Annotated in this window: 21 protein-coding genes; 7 read left to right on the top strand and 14 right to left on the bottom strand. The window is 45.3% G+C overall.

Annotated elements, in window-relative coordinates; all coding sequences use genetic code 11:
• From VM802_RS06820 to asnS, 3 genes are all read right to left on the bottom strand, one after another.
• The coding region (locus VM802_RS06820) for an isopenicillin N synthase family dioxygenase (RefSeq protein ID WP_325529070.1) at positions 1-861 on the bottom strand (861 nt) is incomplete at its 3' end.
• A 35-nt stretch (positions 862-896) separates the two neighbouring features.
• Positions 897-1,427, bottom strand: coding sequence for an ExbD/TolR family protein (locus VM802_RS06815; RefSeq protein WP_325529069.1), 531 nt, complete (start codon positions 1,425-1,427; stop codon positions 897-899).
• 246 nt (positions 1,428-1,673) lie between these two features.
• Positions 1,674-3,113, bottom strand: a complete 1,440-nt coding sequence (gene asnS, locus VM802_RS06810; protein WP_325529068.1) for an asparagine--tRNA ligase — start codon at positions 3,111-3,113, stop codon at positions 1,674-1,676.
• Positions 3,114-3,580: 467 nt separating this feature from the next.
• Here asnS and rho point away from each other — a divergent pair, with 467 nt between their 5' ends.
• Positions 3,581-5,290, top strand: a complete 1,710-nt coding sequence (gene rho / locus VM802_RS06805) for a transcription termination factor Rho (protein WP_414647051.1) — start codon at positions 3,581-3,583, stop codon at positions 5,288-5,290.
• Between the two features lie 75 nt (positions 5,291-5,365).
• On the opposite strand, the gene VM802_RS06800 is transcribed toward rho, so the two are convergent.
• From VM802_RS06800 to trmB, 10 genes are all read right to left on the bottom strand, one after another.
• A complete protein-coding gene (locus tag VM802_RS06800) occupies positions 5,366-5,554 on the bottom strand; it encodes a hypothetical protein (RefSeq protein WP_325529066.1) in 189 nt (62 codons plus the stop codon).
• A 124-nt stretch (positions 5,555-5,678) separates the two neighbouring features.
• Positions 5,679-6,281: an outer membrane beta-barrel protein gene (locus VM802_RS06795; protein ID WP_325529065.1), complete on the bottom strand. Its 603-nt coding sequence runs from the start codon at positions 6,279-6,281 to the stop codon at positions 5,679-5,681.
• A 74-nt stretch (positions 6,282-6,355) separates the two neighbouring features.
• The gene (locus VM802_RS06790; protein WP_325529064.1) at positions 6,356-6,982 is read right to left on the bottom strand and encodes a TetR/AcrR family transcriptional regulator; all 627 of its coding nucleotides are present in this window, start codon (positions 6,980-6,982) and stop codon (positions 6,356-6,358) included.
• A gap of 261 nt (positions 6,983-7,243) precedes the next feature.
• Positions 7,244-7,996 (bottom strand): LytR/AlgR family response regulator transcription factor, encoded by a 753-nt coding sequence (locus tag VM802_RS06785; protein WP_325529063.1) that lies wholly within the window; start codon positions 7,994-7,996, stop codon positions 7,244-7,246.
• Positions 7,997-8,027: 31 nt separating this feature from the next.
• Positions 8,028-10,109: a histidine kinase gene (locus VM802_RS06780; RefSeq protein ID WP_325529062.1), complete on the bottom strand. Its 2,082-nt coding sequence runs from the start codon at positions 10,107-10,109 to the stop codon at positions 8,028-8,030.
• A gap of 18 nt (positions 10,110-10,127) precedes the next feature.
• A complete protein-coding gene (locus tag VM802_RS06775) occupies positions 10,128-10,358 on the bottom strand; it encodes a 4a-hydroxytetrahydrobiopterin dehydratase (protein ID WP_325529061.1) in 231 nt (76 codons plus the stop codon).
• 82 nt (positions 10,359-10,440) lie between these two features.
• The gene (locus VM802_RS06770; protein ID WP_325529060.1) at positions 10,441-10,884 is read right to left on the bottom strand and encodes an IPExxxVDY family protein; all 444 of its coding nucleotides are present in this window, start codon (positions 10,882-10,884) and stop codon (positions 10,441-10,443) included.
• A 51-nt stretch (positions 10,885-10,935) separates the two neighbouring features.
• Positions 10,936-11,370 carry an MGMT family protein gene (locus VM802_RS06765; RefSeq protein ID WP_325529059.1) on the bottom strand — a complete coding sequence of 145 codons (435 nt, stop codon included), beginning with the start codon at positions 11,368-11,370 and terminating at the stop codon, positions 10,936-10,938.
• Positions 11,291-11,500, bottom strand: coding sequence for a C1orf53 family protein (locus VM802_RS06760; protein WP_325529058.1), 210 nt, complete (start codon positions 11,498-11,500; stop codon positions 11,291-11,293). The genes VM802_RS06765 and VM802_RS06760 overlap by 80 nt, the downstream gene beginning before the upstream one ends.
• On the bottom strand, positions 11,472-12,179 hold the full coding sequence (gene trmB / locus VM802_RS06755; protein ID WP_325529057.1) for a tRNA (guanosine(46)-N7)-methyltransferase TrmB: 708 nt from the start codon (positions 12,177-12,179) through the stop codon (positions 11,472-11,474). Before trmB ends, VM802_RS06760 begins: the two co-directional genes overlap by 29 nt.
• 538 nt (positions 12,180-12,717) lie before the next feature.
• On the opposite strand from trmB, the gene VM802_RS06750 reads away from it, so the two are divergent.
• Both VM802_RS06750 and VM802_RS06745 read left to right on the top strand, forming a co-directional pair.
• Positions 12,718-13,185 carry an Lrp/AsnC ligand binding domain-containing protein gene (locus VM802_RS06750; RefSeq protein ID WP_029465139.1) on the top strand — a complete coding sequence of 156 codons (468 nt, stop codon included), beginning with the start codon at positions 12,718-12,720 and terminating at the stop codon, positions 13,183-13,185.
• A gap of 57 nt (positions 13,186-13,242) precedes the next feature.
• Positions 13,243-14,172, top strand: coding sequence for a tryptophan 2,3-dioxygenase family protein (locus VM802_RS06745; RefSeq protein ID WP_325529056.1), 930 nt, complete (start codon positions 13,243-13,245; stop codon positions 14,170-14,172).
• Between the two features lies 1 nt (position 14,173).
• On the opposite strand, the gene VM802_RS06740 is transcribed toward VM802_RS06745, so the two are convergent.
• The gene (locus VM802_RS06740) at positions 14,174-14,887 is read right to left on the bottom strand and encodes an alpha/beta fold hydrolase (RefSeq protein WP_325529055.1); all 714 of its coding nucleotides are present in this window, start codon (positions 14,885-14,887) and stop codon (positions 14,174-14,176) included.
• Positions 14,888-15,089: 202 nt separating this feature from the next.
• Here VM802_RS06740 and VM802_RS06735 point away from each other — a divergent pair, with 202 nt between their 5' ends.
• The 4 genes from VM802_RS06735 to VM802_RS06720 are packed head-to-tail and all read left to right on the top strand — an operon-like array spanning position 15,090 to position 18,979.
• Complete coding sequence (locus tag VM802_RS06735) at positions 15,090-15,788, top strand: DUF4290 domain-containing protein (protein ID WP_325529054.1); 699 nt, start codon at positions 15,090-15,092, stop codon at positions 15,786-15,788.
• The gene (gene murA, locus VM802_RS06730; protein ID WP_325529053.1) at positions 15,785-17,095 is read left to right on the top strand and encodes a UDP-N-acetylglucosamine 1-carboxyvinyltransferase; all 1,311 of its coding nucleotides are present in this window, start codon (positions 15,785-15,787) and stop codon (positions 17,093-17,095) included. The genes VM802_RS06735 and murA overlap by 4 nt, the downstream gene beginning before the upstream one ends.
• Before the next feature lie 9 nt (positions 17,096-17,104).
• Positions 17,105-17,674: a guanylate kinase gene (gmk, locus tag VM802_RS06725; protein WP_325529052.1), complete on the top strand. Its 570-nt coding sequence runs from the start codon at positions 17,105-17,107 to the stop codon at positions 17,672-17,674.
• 42 nt (positions 17,675-17,716) lie between these two features.
• On the top strand, positions 17,717-18,979 hold the full coding sequence (locus VM802_RS06720; RefSeq protein WP_325529051.1) for a hemolysin family protein: 1,263 nt from the start codon (positions 17,717-17,719) through the stop codon (positions 18,977-18,979).
• The last annotated feature ends 15 nt before the right edge of the window (positions 18,980-18,994 follow it).

The raw sequence follows: 18,994 nt of genomic DNA, 5'->3' as shown, positions 1-18,994 counted from the left end.
TTCCAGGCAATCCAGTTTCATATCCGATTTAGGATGCAGGAAGAATGGGATAGAGTACCTGGATGTGTTCCAGCGTTCGCGTGGCGGGTTCACAACGCGATGCGTGGTGGATTTCAGACGGTTGTTGGTCAGACGTTGTAGCATGTCGCCTACGTTTACCACAATTTGCTCCGGCAGGGAAGTTACAGGTACCCAGTTGTTTTGTTTGTCCAGGATCTGTAATCCATCTGCGGAGGCACCCACCAGCAGGGTAATGAGGTTGATATCTTCGTGCTGTTCTGCCCTGATCGCTGATTTCGGCTCCTGTGTAATAGGAGGGTAGTGAATCGCTCTCAGGATAGAGTTGCCATTATGTATTTTATTGTCGAAATAATTTTCATCGAGGCCCAGGTAGAGGGCGATAGCCTGCAGCAGGTATTTGCCTGACGTTTCAAAGCCGCGATAGGCGTGAAAGAATGTAGGCGTAAATGCCGGAACTTCTCCCACCTGTACGTTTGGCGGGTATTCTGCACTGATGGGGTCATTATCTTCCACGGTCTGACCAAACTGGAAAAATTCTTTCAGGTCTGGTGCATCATAGCCTTTGGCATGTTCTTTACCAAATGAGGTATAGCCGCGCTGGCCTGCCAGTTCCGGGATCTCATAGTGATGTTTGGTATCGTAGGGCAGCTTGAAAAATTGTTGTACGTAATTGTAGAGATCAGCAATCAGTTCATCAGGAATACCGTGATTCTTAACAGCTACAAAACCTACTTCTTCATAAGCTTTTCCCAATTGTTGCACAAAGGCTGCTTTGCGACCGGCGTCGCCGGAGGTAAAATCCGCCAGGTCTACGGAGGGGATGGAGTGGGTAGTTGCCATATCTTTTATTGTTTTGGAGCGCTAAAGGTAGGGAATTATTCAAAATAGCGGTCTTCTCCTTTGTCCATATCTACCACGGCATATCGATCAATTTTATTGATCAGCATTTCATCCATAACATCCACCACATTTTCATAGCGGGCTTTTGCGTCTGCTTTGATGAGAATCATCAGGTCGTTTTTATGAGAAGCTTGATAAACGGCATCTTTTTTCCGGATGATAACGTCCCTGATTCCGCCCTGGTTGGCAAAGCTGCTATAGTGTATCTGTGGTGGCGCGGCGGGGTCATTGCCGATGCCTTCATACCAGGCGATGCGGCCATCCGGCCCCAGTATCAATTTCAGCGCTTTACTGGCCTGCAACGACATCGGATTACCGTCGGTGCGCGGCATCAGGAGGTTCATGGTCCGTGGCTGGGAGAGCGTAGTGGTGAGCATGAAAAAGGTGATCAGCAGAAAACCAAGATCAACCAGCGGGGTCATATCCACACGGGTAGATTTTTTAGTGCTCCTGTTTCTCTTGCCGCTATGGCGGCTGCTTCCGTTGTTGGTATTCATTTCAGCCATAAAATAACGTTTAAGGGTATACGAAAGAACTGTGATAATAAGATGAGGAACTATGCTAATTCCATACGGTTGATTTCTTTTGATTAGCCTGATGGGCGGAGATATAGGCGTGATCAGTTTTTGGGCAATGATTATTTTTTTGATGAAAAGGAAAAGCCCTGTTTCAGTTTTCTGAAACAGGGCTTTTATTATATTTTTTAAATCAGCCTTGATATTCGCTTATCAGAAATATCAATATAATCACAGTTAAAAGTCTGCGCTCTTGGGCGCTCTCGGAAATGCGATCACATCACGGATGTTGGTCATACCGGTGATGAAGAGCATCATACGTTCGAAACCCAGACCGAAGCCGGCGTGGGGGGCAGTACCGAAGCGGCGGGTATCAAGATACCAGCTTAGTTCTTCAACAGGTACATGCATTTCTTCCATACGTTTTACGAGTTTATCATAGTCTTCTTCACGCTGGGAGCCGCCTACCATTTCACCGATGCCTGGGAACAGAATATCCATGGCACGGACTGTTTTGCCGTCCTCATTCAGCTTCATATAGAAAGATTTGATTTCTTTCGGATAGTCTGTGAGGATGACAGGTTTTTTGAAGTGTTTTTCTACGAGATAACGCTCGTGTTCACTCTGCAGATCGGCGCCCCAGGCTTCGATGAGGTACTGGAACTTTTTGCTTTTATTAGGCTTACTGTTTTTGAGGATCTCGATAGCTTCAGTATAAGTAATCCTTACAAATTCGTTGTTCAGTACGAATTCCAGTTTCTCCAGCAGCCCCATTTCACTGCGCTCCTGCTGGGGTTTTTGTTTTTCTTCTTCAACCAGGCGTGCTGCAAGGAATTCGAGATCTTCGCGATTGTGCTCCATTACATATCCGATGATGGATTTAATGAAAGCCTCTGCCAGCGCCATGTTGTCTTCCAGCTCATAGAAGGCCATTTCTGGTTCTATCATCCAGAATTCAGCGAGGTGGCGGGTTGTATTGGAGTTCTCTGCACGGAAAGTTGGTCCGAATGTGTAGATATCTCCGAAGGCCATGGCGCCCAGTTCGCCTTCCAGCTGACCAGATACGGTGAGGTTGGTAGACCTGCCGAAGAAATCTTCTTTAAAGTCTATTTCGCCGTTTTCTGTACGGGGCGGATTCTTCAGGTCCAGTGTAGTGACGCGGAACATCTCGCCGGCGCCTTCCGCATCGGATGCTGTGATAATGGGTGTGTGCAGGTAAACGAAACCCTGTTCGTTGAAAAATTTGTGCACTGCAAATGCCAGCGCATGACGCAGGCGGAAAATAGCGCCGAAAGTATTGGTGCGGAAGCGCAGGTGAGCTATCTCACGCAGGTATTCCAGGCTTGGCCTGTTCTTCAGCTGCAGTGGATATTTCTCCGGATCGCAGTCGCCAAGTATTTCCACGCTGCTGGCTTTCAGTTCCACTTTCTGGCCTTTGCCCATAGAGGGAATAACCTCACCGGTAGCGCTGATTGCTGCACCGGTGGTAATACGCTTCAGCAGCGCAGGATCTGTATCATCAAGGTTAATTACAACCTGTAAATTATTATTGGTAGAGCCATCATTCAACGCTATAAACTGATTGTTACGGAATGACCGTACCCAACCTTTAACCGTTACTTCGTAATGCGTCTTGTCGTCCGACAGGATTTTCTTGACTTTCACTCTTTGGCTCATAAAATTTAAAATTTTTAGGTTTGCAAAAATAAGTGTTATCCTTCATAGTCCATATACCCCTGCGGTTGCTTCTTCAGATATTTACTGTCTTATATTGCAAATAAAATGTTAAAAATCTTTATAACTTGAAAAGTCAGCCATAGGAGCAGCAAGCGTGGGCGGCCCGGCCGCAACGCCGCTACCACTGGTTAACAAGAGCAGTATAAACATCGTAATACGGGGTGCTGTAGGGCTTCCGGGGCTAAATTTTTTTGGATAATAATAAAAGTTGTTTTAATCTTGCGGTATAATCTGACTGATTAAGTTCATTTTCCAATCTTCATCAGCAGTTCCTAAACTCAATCATTCCCTATCAAATTTAATAATCTATTAAATTTCTTGACGCAAAAACAATTATTTGTAATTGGTGTATGTTGGTATGCAGTGGTACCCGCCTCACAACCTTCTAAAATTTGACAACACAGATGATGTACGACATCTTACAACTGAACGACATGCTCGTTCCTGAGCTGCTTGACATTGCAGAGAAGCTTGATGTTCCCAACGCAAAAAAACTGAACAAACAGGATCTTATCTACAAAATTCTGGACAAACAAGCGGTAATGGCCTCAGAAGATAACCAGTCCAACGGAGAAGAGAAAAAAGCACGCAAACGTAAGCCTGTAAAGAAAGACGAAATAAATCACGTTGCTGAAGAACCGGCTGCTGCTGAAGAAAAACCAGCTGCTAAAAAAGCTGCTAAGAAGACTACAGGCACTAAAGCTAAAGACGCTGAAGAAGCACCAGCTCCGGCACCCAAACCCAAAGTAAAAGACTTCGAAATAGATCTGGATAGTATTCCTTCCCTTACTTTCGATGATGATGATGATATTATCATTCCTTCATTCACTGAAGATGAAGTAGAAGAAGAGGAGGAGGAAGAAGAACCGGTTGCTGCTCCACAGGCAGAAGAGGAAGACGACGATGATGATGACTTTGTGATGCCTGATACTATTGAAACTTCTTCACCAGCTGCTCAGAAAAACCGCTTTCCTAAGAAGGACGTGGCTTTCAACATTGAGTTCGACGGTGTGATTATAAGCGAAGGCGTGCTGGAAATGATGCCTGATGGCTATGGTTTCCTCCGCTCTTCTGATTACAACTATCTCAGTTCTCCTGACGATATTTATGTGTCTCCTTCCCAGATCAAATTGTTTGGTTTGAAAACAGGAGATACTGTGAAAGGCTCTGTACGTCCGCCAAAAGAAGGCGAGAAATACTTTGCCCTGCTGAAAGTGGAAACTATCAACGGTAAGTCACCGGAAGAAGTACGTGACCGCGTACCTTTCGATTACCTGACTCCTCTTTTCCCATTCGAAAAATTAAGACTCACTACCACTTCCAATAACTACTCCACCCGTATCATGGATATGTTTACCCCGATTGGTAAAGGGCAGCGCGGATTGATCGTAGCCCAACCGAAAGTAGGTAAAACCATGTTGCTGAAGGAAGTAGCCAACGCTATCGCTACCAACCACCCTGAAATTTATCTGATGGTGGTACTGATAGACGAACGTCCTGAAGAGGTAACTGATATGGAACGTAGCGTGAAGGCGGAAGTGATTGCCTCCACCTTCGACGAGCCGGCTGAAAAGCACGTGAAGGTATCTGCCATCGCATTGCAAAAAGCAAAACGTCTTGTTGAATGCGGCCATGATGTAGTGATCCTGCTGGATTCCATCACCCGTCTCGCAAGAGCGCACAATACCGTAGCTCCCGCTTCCGGTAAAGTGTTGAGTGGTGGTGTGGAAGCAAATGCCATGCAGAAACCTAAACAATTCTTCGGTGCTGCACGTAAAATAGAACACGGCGGCTCTCTCACCATCCTGGCCACTGCTCTGATTGATACAGGCTCCAAGATGGATGAGGTGATCTTCGAAGAGTTTAAAGGAACTGGCAACATGGAGTTGCTCCTGGATCGTAAACTGGCCAACAAACGGATTTTCCCGGCTATCGATGTTTCTGCATCCTCTACACGCCGCGACGATCTGCTGCTGGACAAGGATTCACTCAAACGTATCCACATCCTGCGCAACCACCTGGCAGACATGAATACAGATGAATCTATGCACTTCATGCTGCAACACATGCGTGGAACCAAGAATAACGAAGAGTTCCTGATTTCCATGAACGGATAATCGTAAACATATTCAGCAAATAAAAAACCCGTCGGTATTCCTGACGGGTTTTTTATTTGCTGAATATGTTTACGATTAATAGTTGTATTTCTTCTGCTGCCCCGGAGCAAATGGTTTAGCGGATTTGGTACCATAGATCTTTTTCGCTTGTCCCGGCGGCAATCCATGTGGATTACCTCCTTCATATACAGGATAGCTTGTTACACAGCTACCCACCATGAAGCTGGTTAGCGCCAGTAACAGAAGTAGTTTACAGTTTCGCATGACAGATTGAATTTTATTTATACGGCATAAAAAGACAAAAACCCCGCCACGTTTAAAGTGGCGGGGTTTTTCCAATCTATTAACCCTATAACTATCTTATGTTAAACACTTAACTGATCAACAATTAGAAGATAAAGTTCACACCCAGGTTGAACTGTCTGGTAAAGGTGAAGTCGAAATTGCTATGGTTAACTTTAACGTCAGTGCCTTCGAATTTCTCCTGACCGTAAGCGTAGCTCAGGCCACCGAATGCACCTTCAACCATGAAGTGAGGAGTAACAAAGTAAGTGATACCAGGCAGTACATTTACTTTGAAACCGTTGGTTTTGCTGTAGTCTTTATCTGCTCTTTTCTCTTTTTCGTAAGCGTAGCCTGCATTAGCTTCTGCGAAGAATGCAAATTTGCTCTGACCCAGCATGTGGTAGTTACGAACAAATACACCAGGATAGATAGCAGTGGTATTGTTTTTTACACCGTTGATTTTGTCAAAAGTGAACTGAGTTTCAGCGAAGAGACCAACTACCCAGTTAGAATTCAGTGCCATACCTACTTTTGGGCTAACACCAAAACCAGTATTAGTGGTTTTCTTGTCTGTATCTTTAGTTTTTTCAGACTTTGTGTAAACGTTTACTGTTCCACCCAGGAGAATATCGCCTTTCTTTAACTGAGCCTTTGCTACTTGTGCACCAAACAGTGCTACTGCGGCCATTACAATCAACTTTTTCATCTTTCGTAAAATTTAAATATACATTAAAACTGTTCTATACTTCTTTGATTCTTCTACATACATTAAAGCCATTCTTAGTTGAATGTTGGTCGATATCTCAATCCATTGAAAAATATGGTGAGTACTTTTTTTTCGCGGTCCATGAAGCATCTCAGCCCCTTGCGGTCGGTTGGGTCAAAGCTTGTGGCCTGCCATTTACACCAGATTACCCAGAGGCCAAACAGCACGCTTACCAGCAATTCTGCAATACACTCTGTGTCAATCTCTTCACACAGCTCGCCGGTACTGATTCCCTTTTTGATAGTGGTAGAAAGAAAGGCTGTTTCTACCTGCTGCAATAACTCTTTGATCTGTCGCATCAGGCTGGAAGGCATTTCCTTTACCCACTCGTTCACGCCGAACAGGAAGTGGTATTCTAACAGCATCTTCTCTTTCAGCTCCAGATACCGGTTCATAATCGCATCAATGGAGGGCGCTTCCTCCACGTAGTCAGACATGTCCACAAAACAATCTGCGATCATGCGCTCTACCACCGCCACATAAATGGATTCCTTGTCGGAAAAATAGTAATACAAAGAGCCTTTTGAAATGGCCAGATCTCTTGCTATCTCCTCCATGGTAGTTTTAGACAATCCAAACCGTTTGAAGCGCTTTAGGGCTGCTTCCAGTATTAAGGTTCGTTTTAGGTCTTGTTCTGCCATAGAATACTTTACCAGTCTGTGTTCTGACTGTCTGACTATTTCGTTTGACGAGTCAAAAGTACAACCAAAAGTAATTCACACAAATTTTTTTGTTAAGAAATTGTTACGTATTCTTCGCGCACTAAGTGAAACAACAAGAAAAGTACAAACCTCTCAATGTCGTGTAAAAAACAAACTGTTTTATTGAATGAATCAATAAAAGCCCACAAAAAAAATTGAAAACAGCTAATTACGGTAATGTATATACGCGATAGGAAAGTATTAAGCACCGTGAAGTCTGGTCATCAGATCGCGTTTCCTTCGCTCGGTGATATCCAGTACTACACCGCTTTTCAGCACTACTTTTCCATTGCCCGCATCTGCGTGGCTTACATTGGAAAGCTGTACCATCTGCATATTGTTGATCTGGTAAAAGTGGAGGGAGGTAAAGAGGTCGGCGTAGTAGCGGAATGGACGCTCTGCGCGGATATACGCTCCGGATGAGAGGTGGAAAAGACAGTTGTCCAGGTTGGCTTCCAGGTATTCCACGGTTTTCAGCAGAACCGTATGAACTTCACCGGTATCATCCTGCAACAGTAGTTGCAACGAAGCCTGGCCGTTATTGTTGAAATTTTCCAGCAATACCTGGTACCGCTGTTTGCTGCTGTTATTGGAGATCCGAGATGTTACGAGGTTCACAGCCTGCACCAGGCTTTCTTTATCGATAGGTTTCAGTATCAGCTCTACTTCGCTGCACCGGATAATGTGCATGAACTTTTTCTCAAAAGCGGTCACAAAAACTGCTTCGAAAGGCACCTCCGGCTGGGTGCCCATGAGCACATCAAACCCGGTGCCATCGGGCATTTCAAGGTCAAGGAATACCAGCCCCGGGCGATGCTCCAAAATTTTGGCAATACCCTCTGTACAGTCCGATGCCATATCTGCTATAATGATGTGCGGACAATATTTCTCCAGCATCAGGGCAATGATGTCCCGGCTGTTTCTCTCGTCATCTATAATGATTGCCTTTATCATAAGTATCTTACTAACGGTGGTGCATATGTGATTACAGCTGCGGTATGAGTATCCTTACTACAGTGCCGCTCTCTTCTTCGTTTTGAGCAGATTTGTCTATGATCTCAATTACTATCTCTGTGTTGTACATTTTGTTCAGCAGTTCTGCGCGGTTCAGGCTTATTTCCATGCCTGAAGACTGATGGTGTTTGGGTAGCGTGCGTAGTGATTTTGATTTCGCAATGCCTATACCATTGTCTGCAACTATACATTCCAGCATATCTGCAGCAACCTGGTTAAAATGGATGGACAGCTTGCCTATTGGCTGCTGTGGGTTGGTCATGCCATGTTTTACAGCATTTTCCACATAGGGTTGCAGTAGCATGGCCGGTATTTCTAATTCGGCAGTGGCAATAACGGGGTCAACAATGATTTCGTATTCCATCCTGTTTTCAAAACGCATTTTCTCCAGTCCGAGGTAGGTGTTCAGATAAGTGATCTCATCTGCGAGCGATATGAAATTCCTGCGGGAGAAATCGAGCGTCTTGCGGATCAGGTAGGAAAAATCAGAAAGATATTTCTGTGCGTACTCGTAATCACGCTGCATGACAAACAGCTGGATGGAATTGAGGCAGTTGAAAATGAAGTGTGGGTTAATTTGTGCCCGGATGGCTTTTAGCTCAATTTCAGTAAGTTTTTTGTCGTATTCTATTTCCAGTTGCTTTTTCCGTTGTTCTTCCAGCTCCTGTTTCCTGCGGAGGATCTCTGTGGTCTGTTCTTTTACCAGTTCTTCCAGTTGTTCATTCAGTTTGCGTTGCAGCTCCTTGTTCTTGTTCAGCTGTTTGATCAGCAGCTCCTGGGTCTTGGTTCTTTCATGATGTACCAGCTTGTTACGATAGCTGAGACCGGCGAGGAAAAACATAGCCTGCAGCAGCACGCCGCCGATCAACAGTATGGTGGGAGCAGCCAGCTCGCCTAGTGCGCTGAGCAGGCCAAGCGGACGTATGTGCATCAGAAAAGAGCCGAGGCAGGCAAGATAGAGGCACACAGAGCCAAACAGGAAGAAGCGCACCAATGGGTGGTGCCGCGAACGCTTTGCCAGCGCTATGAAAATAGCCAACAGTGGTACCAACGTGCAGAAATAGACGTAGCTGTATATAATGGTTGGCAAGTGGTATCGTTCTGTCGCAATACAATACATGCATACAATGATCAGCCCGCCTACTATGGCGGCTACCCAGGTGAAAACGCGTTCCATAAAGGGATAGCGTTCCCGCAGGTTAAGGAAGGTATTGCCAAACAGCAGGTACATCAGGTAGAAGCAGAACAGCAACCCCGGTACATCCCAGTAATATTTAAGCATCGGCCAGCGATGAAAGAAGGAAAGCTGGTAAGGTTTGCTTTCCAGCCGGAGCGCAAAAAAAAGTATCAGTCCGAGTATATAGGTGGCAAAGTACAGATAGGATCTGTCTGGCAGTTGTATATAGTTGATGATGGATATACTGAAGAAAACGATCAGCATGCCCAGCAGTACCTGTATTACGAGGGCCTCCTTCCTGTAGATGGCGAGTTGTTTGTTGTGAAATTCTGCGAAGCCGGAAGCATTATAGAGGGTGGGCATTAAGGGGTTCTCATTGTAGGACTTGTTGATAATGTGCAGGTAAAAGGTACGGGTGCTTCCTGGTGGGACCACTACCCTGAAGCCGTAATGGTCCCATCTTTCCACCCCTCCTATATCGAGCATGAGACCTGTTTTCATCAGCAGGTGACTGGAGTCGCCGGGCGGTTGTACATACCAGTACATATAGTCATGCCAACCGGCAAACATTGTGGCAGACAGCTCTTTGTTGCTGGTATTCCTTATACGCAACCGCAGCCAGCAGTTGTTTACGCGGCCATTATTTTTTTTATAGTTATGAAAGATGCCGTCATGATGCACGAAGGGCAGGTGGGCCGCTTCGCGGATGGTCAATTGTCCTTCTCTATCTGCCAGACTAGCCATGTAGGGGCGCAAGTCCATATTTGCCGTAGCAAATACAGAGTCGGTAACGAGCGTATCTACCGGGGTGTAAGATTTAGTGGCAAAAGAATGTGCAGTGTACAACAGTGCCAATAATAGGACGACGCGCTTCACAAGAAGTTATAAGTTTTGTTATAATAAGTTATCGATGGCTTTTGCCAGCGCTTCATCTTTAGCGGTTACGATATTACCTGCGTCATGTGTATTCAGATAGATTTCCACCTTATTGTACACGTTGGTCCAATAAGGATGATGGTCCATTTTTTCGGCTACCAGGGCCACTTTGGTCATGAAAGCAAATGCTTCGCGGAAATCCTTGAAAGTAAAGGCGCGGTAAAGCTGATTGTTTTTTTCCTCCCACATAAACTGGAATTTTAAAAGATAAAAACTGGCGGCCTTCCACTAGGTACTGGTCAAATTATTATGCTGCTGTATGTGCTTCTGCTTAAAATATGAGGTTCATCTTATTTTTGATATCCCTGGTGTCCAGTAAAGATACTAATTGTACCAGCGGAACTTGCCGTAAGTCTTCCAATAATTTTTTTATGTCTTCTGATTGATAATAGTCACCCTTAATCATCCACAGAAAATGGATATGTTTCAGTTCCGGGAGCAAAAATTCTGCCTGGCAATGATTGTTATAAAAATAGTGCGAGACAGAATTGGTTGGTTCGTGGAAGTCCAGGACGGTAAAGTGAAACAGCCTGTTTTTCTTTGACAGTGTGATTTCCAGGTTATTATTGACCCGGAAGTTGGTATGCATATGCCTGTTAATTTGCCAGCAGAGCTGGTAGTCGCGGGCAGAAGACGCAATACCGATGAGGTAGGTGCTTTCGAAAAAGTCTTCTACCAGTTGCTCCTGGTCCAGTTTTAATTTTAGTACTGACATATTACAAAAGTAACACTGTAAAGGTTGTAATGTGATACTGCCGGTTGAACTTTACGATAATTTCTTTCTGATGACCTTGCGTGATTTTTTTTCTCCGGGGTCCCAGAAGACTTCTTTGAAGTTGATGATTTTGTCTCCTTTCACTGTGATACCCTCCTGTTCCAGCAGATCCTGCATGAGGGTAGGGGTGGCGAAATGATGTCTGCCGCTTAGGATACCCGAGCTGTTTACCACACGGTGTGCAGGCACTGCGGGCTTTGCACTACCCGCGCCATGCATAGCCCAACCGACCATACGGGCCGTTAGCCTGATGCCTGATGCTTCTGCAATGGCGCCATAGGAGGTAACACGGCCACGCGGAATTTTACGGACTATTTTATAGACAGTATCGAAGAAAGAAGGCGATTCATTGGTCTTTTTCTCTGTCTTTTTTGTCACTCCTTTTTTGGAGGAGGGCAGTTCTTTTGGGCTCTGGTACGTTTTCATATGAAAAAGGACAATGTTTACAACCGTTGCCACAGCAGTAGCCACGGTCGAGGTGATATTTTTCAGTAAAAACCATGTAACCCTCCTCGTTATAATAAAAATCAATCTTCTCCACCAGCGGTTGCTTCATCGGAAGGCAGTTTTATGCTGCGCCAGTCCAGTGGTTCGGCGGGCAGCCTGAATTTGAGGTACCGGATGATCCTGCCATCTGCGAGGTGCATTCCTTCGTAGAAGGTCTGTATTTTGAGCAGTGGTGGAACTTCCGGTAACGCATATACGTCAGGAATATTTTCCAGTAATGTACAGCCGGCTGCGGTAATTACTTCCTGTGTGAAAGCATACAACTCAGGCGAGTCTGTTTTCAGATTAATAGTGGCTCCTGGCGCCAGGAGTGGCTGGTATACCTGCAGAAACCTGGGATGGGTCAGTCTTTTCTTGGCTTTGGACTGTCGGAGGAATGGGTCCGGGAAAGTGATCCATATGTCTTTTAACTCTCCAGGCGCAAAATAATCTGCCAGCTTTTCAATCTGGGTACGCAAAAAGGCCACATTGGTCAATGATTCATGGAGGGCTGTTTTGGCGCCTTTCCAGATGCGGTTGCCTTTCAGGTCCACACCGATAAAGTTCTCGTCTTTCACCAGGCGGCCTAGTCCAAGGGTGTAATCGCCCTTGCCGCAAGCAAGCTCCAGGGTAATCGGAAGGTTATTTTTAAAGAATTGATGCCAGTTTCCCTGCATGCCTTCCGGATATATTAATACGTTGGGGAAGGTCTCGATTTCAGCAAAGCGTTGTAATTTTTTCTGTCCCATTTCCGCAAAAGTAGCGGGATTTTTTGAATAGACGGAATAGAAAGGCGTGTTTTCCTATGGGATATTGCTATCCTACGGCCCTGATCCATACAGGAATCTGGGCGTTGAGGTGGACTTGATGCGGTGCTTTAGGGGCTTCGGGGTATCCATATGGGATTTAGGCTTCCCAAAAACAAAAAAGCCCATAAGTATTACTTATGAGCTTTTGCTTTTGCGTAGCTGTAGGAGGAGGAGTCGAACCTCCACGGGGCGGTTAGCCATAATACAAGTAAGATTAGTGGTCAACCCAATTATATTACGGTTTATCCCGGATTCCCCACCCTCGAGACAAGAGGGCATGTCTGCCAGTTTCATCATCCCACAATTTTTATTATCATTACCAGCGATTGCTTTTCAGTAACTGTTTTCGTAATGATTATGATGCAAATCTAAACAGACTGGCTATTTCTTGCAAATTTTTTAAGAAAAATTTTTGAATTTTCGATATTTTTTAAATATTTGCATATAACTTTAAAACATTCAAAAACAAATTGTAAAAATGAGCCACAATTTGAATATTGACAAACTCGATTTACAGATTATCAGCGAGATGATGAACAATGCTGAAATCTCCTACGCTGATCTGGGGAAGAAGCTGTTCGTATCAGGAGGCACTATCCACGTGAGAATGAAGAAATTGCAAGAACTAGGTATAGTTAAAGGTACTAAATTACATGTAGATCTGAAAATGATTGGCTACGATGTTATTGCCTTTATAGGCATTTACCTGGAAAAGAGTTCCATGTATGATACTGTTGCCAAAGAATTAAGGAAGATCCCTGAAATGGTGCGCCTCAATTATACCACCGGAAGTTATAGTATGTTTGCAGAGATCATCTGTAAAGATATTACGCAGCTTCGCCGTATCCTGCATGATGAACTACAGAAAATCAAAGGAATAGAAAGAACCGAAACCCTGATCTCTCTGGAAGAAAGCTTTTATCGTACTATCAACGTGGTGGAATAACGTAAGAAAGGATGAAACGGCCTGTTGCTATTTCATGCTTAATTACTAATTTCCGTCATGGTTACAACAGAAATTGCTGAAAAAATTGAGCGGCTCGAAGAAAAGTATGCCGCTATGGGCCAGAGCCTGTCCGCCTACCTCGACGGCCTGCTTTACGCCGACTACCTGACTTACTGGGACTATATTCAACTGGATGTGTTGCTTAACCTGCAACATCCGCGCACGCCGATTCCGGATGAGAACATCTTCATCATTTATCATCAGATAACGGAATTGTATTTTAAACTTTCGCTGCAGGCGATCGAACAGATTTGCCTTGCACCGGAGCTGACTGTTGATATTTTCAATACGCAATTGAAACGGATCAACAATTATTTCCGTAACCTCATCAACTCTTTCGAGATTATGATTGACGGTATGGATAAGGAGCAGTTTCTGCAGTTCCGTATGGCACTGCTGCCTGCCAGCGGGTTCCAGAGCGGACAATTCCGCATGATAGAGATATCATCCACTGGGTTATTGAACCTGGTGTATGAGCCCCAGCGTCCGGAATTAAGAGATAAAGAGCTTAAGGAAGTACTTGAGCACATATATTGGCGCAGCGGAGCTACCGAATTGGCTACAGGTAAGAAGACGCTTACCCTGCGTCAGTTTGAACTGAAGTATATGGAGCCTTTTCTGAAACTGGCCACCCGTTACCGGGAAAGTAATATTCAGGCCAGCTACCTTAAACTTACGCCTGCACAGCAACAGGAAGTGGCGCCGTTGCTCAGGGAGTATGACCTGAATATCAATGTACGGTGGCCACTGATGCATTATAAGTCAGCCGTGAGGTACCTGCACAAAAGGCCGGAGGATATTGCCGCTACAGGCGGTACTAACTGGCAGCAGTATCTGCCTCCGAAAAATAAGCGCATCGTATTCTTCCCGGAACTATGGACCGAAGAAGAGCTGAGCAACTGGGGAAAGCTGGCGATGGGTGAGTAGCCTATACGTCGAGTTTTTGTGTAGTAAATCTTTTTATAAAATATGCCAGCAGCGGTACATCCACTTTCTCCAGCGGGTGTGCCATATCCGGCAACACTGTCATTTGTGCTTGCGGCAATGCTCTGTACACTTCAATTGTCTCCTGGAAAGAAACCATGTTGTCTTTATCGCCCATCATTAACATGCAGGGAGAGATAATCTGATTGTAATCCGGCTGTTTCAGCAGCGTCTGGTGCCCGAGATCGCTGATCAGCTGGGCAGTGTGGGCTACCACTTCCTTCCAGTTTCCGGGGGCGTGGCGTGTTTCCAGCTCCCTGGCAAAGACGGGGACCTTTTCTTCAATCAATGCAGGGTCCAGGTGTCTGACCTCTTTGCCGGCAGTGGCCTCATTCCAGTTGTATTTGGTGGCCAGTGTTATAATGCGGCCTATCCGCTCCGGGTGATGCCGGGCCAGGTACATGGCTACATAGCCGCCCATGCTGTAACCAAAGATGTGTGTGTAATCCAGCTGCTTTTGTTCGAGATATTCCAGTACCTCGGACGCAAATACAGGAATACTGAATCCTTTTTCTGAGAATGGGGTGGCGCCATGACCGCTGAAATCTAACAGGTGTATATCATAGTGGGGCTCCAGCTGTGTTGCCAGCGTTTTAAACTGGCTGCTGGCACCTAATGCGCCATGTAAAAGGAGTATGGGGAGTTTAGTCGTTTGCATTGACTAAAACTAGGAATTATGAAGCAATAGCACAACATTAGTTTTTATTGCCGGTATCAGAACGCCAGGAGCGGCTGACGACCACGGCTACACTTAACACTTCCTCATATTTTTTTGTTATGTTTGCATTGATGTTGTCATTTACTATCTTCACTTTGAGATGCTTCTACATCAAACAATAATACTTTTTTAAATACTGACAATGGAATACAATACCACCCGTAATCACCTGATAATGAAGGAATATGGCAGGAATATCCAGAAAATGGTGGAATTCCTGGTTACCATAGAAGATGACGATGACCGCCAACGCAATGCTATGGCTGTGATAGAGTTGATGGGTACTCTCAACCCTCATCTGAGGAATGTGGAGGATTTCAGACACAAATTATGGGATCATATTTTTAATATTTCCGGTTTTTCCCTGAAAGTAGAGTCACCATATCCGATTCCGACACATGAAACGCTGTCTAAAAGGCCGGAAAAGTTGTCTTATCCTAAAAAATATCCCAGGAACCGCCATTTCGGCAAGAACCTGGAACTCGTTATAGACAAGGCATTACATGAAGACAACCCTGAAAAAAAGGAGGGCTTCACCCAATGTATAGGCAACTATATGAAGTTGGCTTACTCCAACTGGCATAAGGAGAATGTACACGATGACGCTGTTAAGGCTGAGCTGTTGTCTATTTCCAACAACCAGCTGGATTATCAGCCCGGACACAGCGTTCCATCTTCCCAGAACTTCAGCTCCGGCGGCGGCAATGCTGCCAGCGGAGGAGAACACTTCCGTTCCGGCAAACGTAAAAACTTCCAACAGAACAATAAGTTCAAAAGCGGCAATAGCGGCGGAAAGAACGCAAATAACAATAAGAACAAATACAAAAACAGGAACAAGTGAGCAGCGCTTTTGAAGTAAGAGGCGGCAACCGTCTGAAGGGTGAAATTATACCGCAGGGTGCCAAGAACGAAGCTTTACAGATCATCAGTGCAGTAATGTTAACTCCGGAGAAAGTGACCATTCACAATATTCCGGACATTGTCGATGTTAACCTGCTGATCGAATTACTGGGGGATGCTGGTGTTAAGATTAACCGTATCAGCCGCGACAAATGTGAATTCCAGGCTGATGACATTGACCTGGATTATCTGCAGAGCCCGGAGTTTAAAAAGAAATCAGGCAGGCTGCGCGGATCAGTAATGATCGCGGGCCCGTTGCTGGCGCGATTTGGGAAGGCGTTTATCCCCAAGCCCGGAGGCGACAAAATAGGCCGCCGCCGTCTGGATACACATATTATCGGCTTCGAGAAATTGGGCGCCGGCTTTGTGTATGATAATGATGATAACTTCTTCAGGTTGGAAGCCCCAAATGGTCTCAAGGGCACCTATATGCTGCTGGATGAGCCAAGTGTTACCGGTACTGCCAACATCGTAATGGCAGCCGTTCTCGCGGAGGGCGTCACTACTATTTATAATGCAGCCTGTGAACCTTATCTGCAGCAGCTCTGCAAGATGCTGAACAGCATGGGTGCACGTATCACTGGCGTTGGTTCTAATCTGCTTACCATTGAAGGCGTAAGAAAACTGGGAGGCTGTCAGCACACCATGTTGCCGGATATGATTGAGATCGGTTCCTTCATTGGTCTTGCCGCCATGACGCAGAGTGAGCTGACCATCAAGAATGCAGGGGTAGACAGTCTCGGCATTATCCCCGAAAAATTCCGTCAGCTTGGTATACAGCTGGAAATAAAAGGAAATGATATTTACATCCCGTCTCAGGAAACATATGAAATTCAGACTTTCCTTGACGGTTCTATACTCACCATTGCAGATCATCCCTGGCCGGGCTTCACACCTGACTTGCTCAGTATTGTGCTGGTAGTGGCTACGCAGGCCAAAGGCAGTGTGATGATACACCAGAAGATGTTCGAAAGCCGCCTGTTCTTCGTAGACAAACTGATAGATATGGGCGCACAGATTGTATTATGTGACCCGCACCGTGCAGTAGTGATAGGCCTGGGCCGTCAGCACGCCCTGCGTGGCATTACCATGTCGTCGCCGGATATACGCGCTGGTGTATCTCTGTTGATCGCCGCTCTCAGCGCGGAAGGCAAGAGCACCATTCAGAATATAGACCAGATTGACCGAGGCTACCAGTATATAGATGAGAGATTGAGAAACCTGGGTGCTGACATAAAGAGAGTGTAAACAGTATTAATGGAAAAAAGGATTATCATTATCACCGCTCCCTCCGGAGCGGGTAAGACTACCATAGTAAAAAAACTATTGGCCAGCATGCCTGTGCTGGCCTTTTCTATTTCTGCCGCAACACGCGCAGCACGTGACGGCGAAGTAGACGGAAGGGATTATTATTTTCTTTCTGCTGAAGCGTTTCATCAGAAGATTGCCGAACATGCTTTTGCTGAGTATGAAATGGTGTATGCCGGGAAATATTATGGTACCCTGAAAAGTGAACTGGAGCGCATCTGGCAGCAAAGCCAGATCCCGATGGTGGACATTGATGTGAAGGGTGCATTATCCATCAAAGAACTATACCAGGAGAATGCGCTCACGATCTTTATTGAACCGCCTTCACTGGAAACACTGCGTGACAGACTCAGTGAGCGGGGCACGGAGACACAGACTTCACTGGAAGAGCGTTTGGGCAAGGCGCGTTATGAACTTTCTTTTTCCCATGAATTCGATCATGTGGTAGTAAACGACCAACTTGAAAGGGCGTATGAAGAAGTGAAAAACCTGATCACTGATTTTTTGAAGATAAGATAGCAGGTTGATCGTTGGTTGTCCTAATTCAGTATTTTTGTCAGGATGGACGGATACACAATTATCATTTTAGTTTTTCTCGTATTGCTGGCCGGTTTCTTTGCCGGTATTGAAGCTGCGTTTGCGAATGTGAACAAGCTGAGTATTGAGTTGAAAAAGAAGCAAGGCCGTGCTACTGGTAAGATCCTTGCCAGTCTCAACGAAAACCCGAGTCGCTTCCTGGCTACGAGCCTGGTGGGCCTCACAATCACCCTTGTTGTTTACAGCATTCTGGTAGCAGGCTTTTTCGAGCCTGTATGGGAAGCCAGCAGCGCCACTCCTGAAAGTGTGCCTATGCCGGTGGTAATCCTGCTGGAAATACTGCTTGCTACGCTGATAATACTTTTTCTGGGCTTTTTCATTCCGCGTGCGGTGTTCAGATCCCGCCCCGAAACATTACTGAGCTTTTTTGCACTGCCCATTTCGATGGTGGCAAAGCCATTGTATATTATTGGCAATGTACTTGTGTCTATTTCAGAATGGGTGCTGAAATACCTCTTTAATGTACGGATACTGGAGAACCGGGAATCCTTTACCCGCGTGGATGTGGAGCATTTCATCCGTCAGTCGCAGCAGCACATTGAGAGCCAGGAGCTGAATACGGAACTGTTTGAAAATGCACTGTCACTTGCTCATGTTAAGATCCGTGGCTGTCTTATTCCCCGCAAGGAAATAGAAGCGCTCGACATCAAGAGTCCTATAGCAGAAGCACGGAATAAGTTTATGGACACGAAGCTTTCAAAGATCATTATCTATGAAGGCTCTATCGATAACATTCTCGGTTATATTCATCAGCTGGATATGTTCAAGAGTCCGCAGGATATCAGTAGTATCATTCATCCGATACTGGCGGTGCCGGAGACGATGAGTGCTATTGATCTGCTGAGTAAGTTCAATAAAGAGCGTAAGAGCATTGCCTGGGTGGTAGATGAATTTGGCGGCACTGCAGGTATCGTAACTATAGAAGATGTGCTGGAAGAGATCTTTGGTGAAATCAAAGACGAACATGATGTAGAAGAGTTTGTGGAGAAACAGATCGCTGAGAAGGAATACATTTTCTCCGGCCGTCTTGAGCTTGATTACTTAAATGAAAAGTATGGGCTCGATTTTCCTGAAGACGAAAGTGAAACACTGTCCGGTTATATCATCAATCATCACGAGACTATTCCTAAGATTAAAGAGCGGATCATTATAGACGACTATGAATTTGATATTCTGAACGTTACGGATACACGCATTGAGATGGTGAAAATGAAAATTCTCGTGTAGGATTGATCCGATTAC

This window comes from Chitinophaga sp., assembly GCF_035538455.1.
In the GTDB taxonomy this organism is placed as follows: Bacteria; Bacteroidota; Bacteroidia; order Chitinophagales; family Chitinophagaceae; genus Chitinophaga.
This window is presented reverse-complemented; position numbering and strand designations above follow the sequence as displayed.

What these genes read in the sequence shown, in the direction of transcription:
- VM802_RS06815 (WP_325529069.1), bottom strand. Translation starts at nt 1,427, where the DNA reads ATGGCTGAAATGAATACCAACAACGGAAGCAGCCGCCATAGCGGCAAG.
- asnS (WP_325529068.1), bottom strand. Translation starts at nt 3,113, where the DNA reads ATGAGCCAAAGAGTGAAAGTCAAGAAAATCCTGTCGGACGACAAGACG.
- rho (WP_414647051.1), top strand. Translation starts at nt 3,581, where the DNA reads ATGTACGACATCTTACAACTGAACGACATGCTCGTTCCTGAGCTGCTT.
- VM802_RS06800 (WP_325529066.1), bottom strand. Translation starts at nt 5,554, where the DNA reads ATGCGAAACTGTAAACTACTTCTGTTACTGGCGCTAACCAGCTTCATG.
- VM802_RS06795 (WP_325529065.1), bottom strand. Translation starts at nt 6,281, where the DNA reads ATGAAAAAGTTGATTGTAATGGCCGCAGTAGCACTGTTTGGTGCACAA.
- VM802_RS06790 (WP_325529064.1), bottom strand. Translation starts at nt 6,982, where the DNA reads ATGGCAGAACAAGACCTAAAACGAACCTTAATACTGGAAGCAGCCCTA.
- VM802_RS06785 (WP_325529063.1), bottom strand. Translation starts at nt 7,996, where the DNA reads ATGATAAAGGCAATCATTATAGATGACGAGAGAAACAGCCGGGACATC.
- VM802_RS06775 (WP_325529061.1), bottom strand. Translation starts at nt 10,358, where the DNA reads ATGTGGGAGGAAAAAAACAATCAGCTTTACCGCGCCTTTACTTTCAAG.
- VM802_RS06770 (WP_325529060.1), bottom strand. Translation starts at nt 10,884, where the DNA reads ATGTCAGTACTAAAATTAAAACTGGACCAGGAGCAACTGGTAGAAGAC.
- VM802_RS06765 (WP_325529059.1), bottom strand. Translation starts at nt 11,370, where the DNA reads ATGAAAACGTACCAGAGCCCAAAAGAACTGCCCTCCTCCAAAAAAGGA.
- VM802_RS06760 (WP_325529058.1), bottom strand. Translation starts at nt 11,500, where the DNA reads ATGAAGCAACCGCTGGTGGAGAAGATTGATTTTTATTATAACGAGGAG.
- trmB (WP_325529057.1), bottom strand. Translation starts at nt 12,179, where the DNA reads ATGGGACAGAAAAAATTACAACGCTTTGCTGAAATCGAGACCTTCCCC.
- VM802_RS06750 (WP_029465139.1), top strand. Translation starts at nt 12,718, where the DNA reads ATGAGCCACAATTTGAATATTGACAAACTCGATTTACAGATTATCAGC.
- VM802_RS06745 (WP_325529056.1), top strand. Translation starts at nt 13,243, where the DNA reads ATGGTTACAACAGAAATTGCTGAAAAAATTGAGCGGCTCGAAGAAAAG.
- VM802_RS06740 (WP_325529055.1), bottom strand. Translation starts at nt 14,887, where the DNA reads ATGCAAACGACTAAACTCCCCATACTCCTTTTACATGGCGCATTAGGT.
- VM802_RS06735 (WP_325529054.1), top strand. Translation starts at nt 15,090, where the DNA reads ATGGAATACAATACCACCCGTAATCACCTGATAATGAAGGAATATGGC.
- gmk (WP_325529052.1), top strand. Translation starts at nt 17,105, where the DNA reads ATGGAAAAAAGGATTATCATTATCACCGCTCCCTCCGGAGCGGGTAAG.
- VM802_RS06720 (WP_325529051.1), top strand. Translation starts at nt 17,717, where the DNA reads ATGGACGGATACACAATTATCATTTTAGTTTTTCTCGTATTGCTGGCC.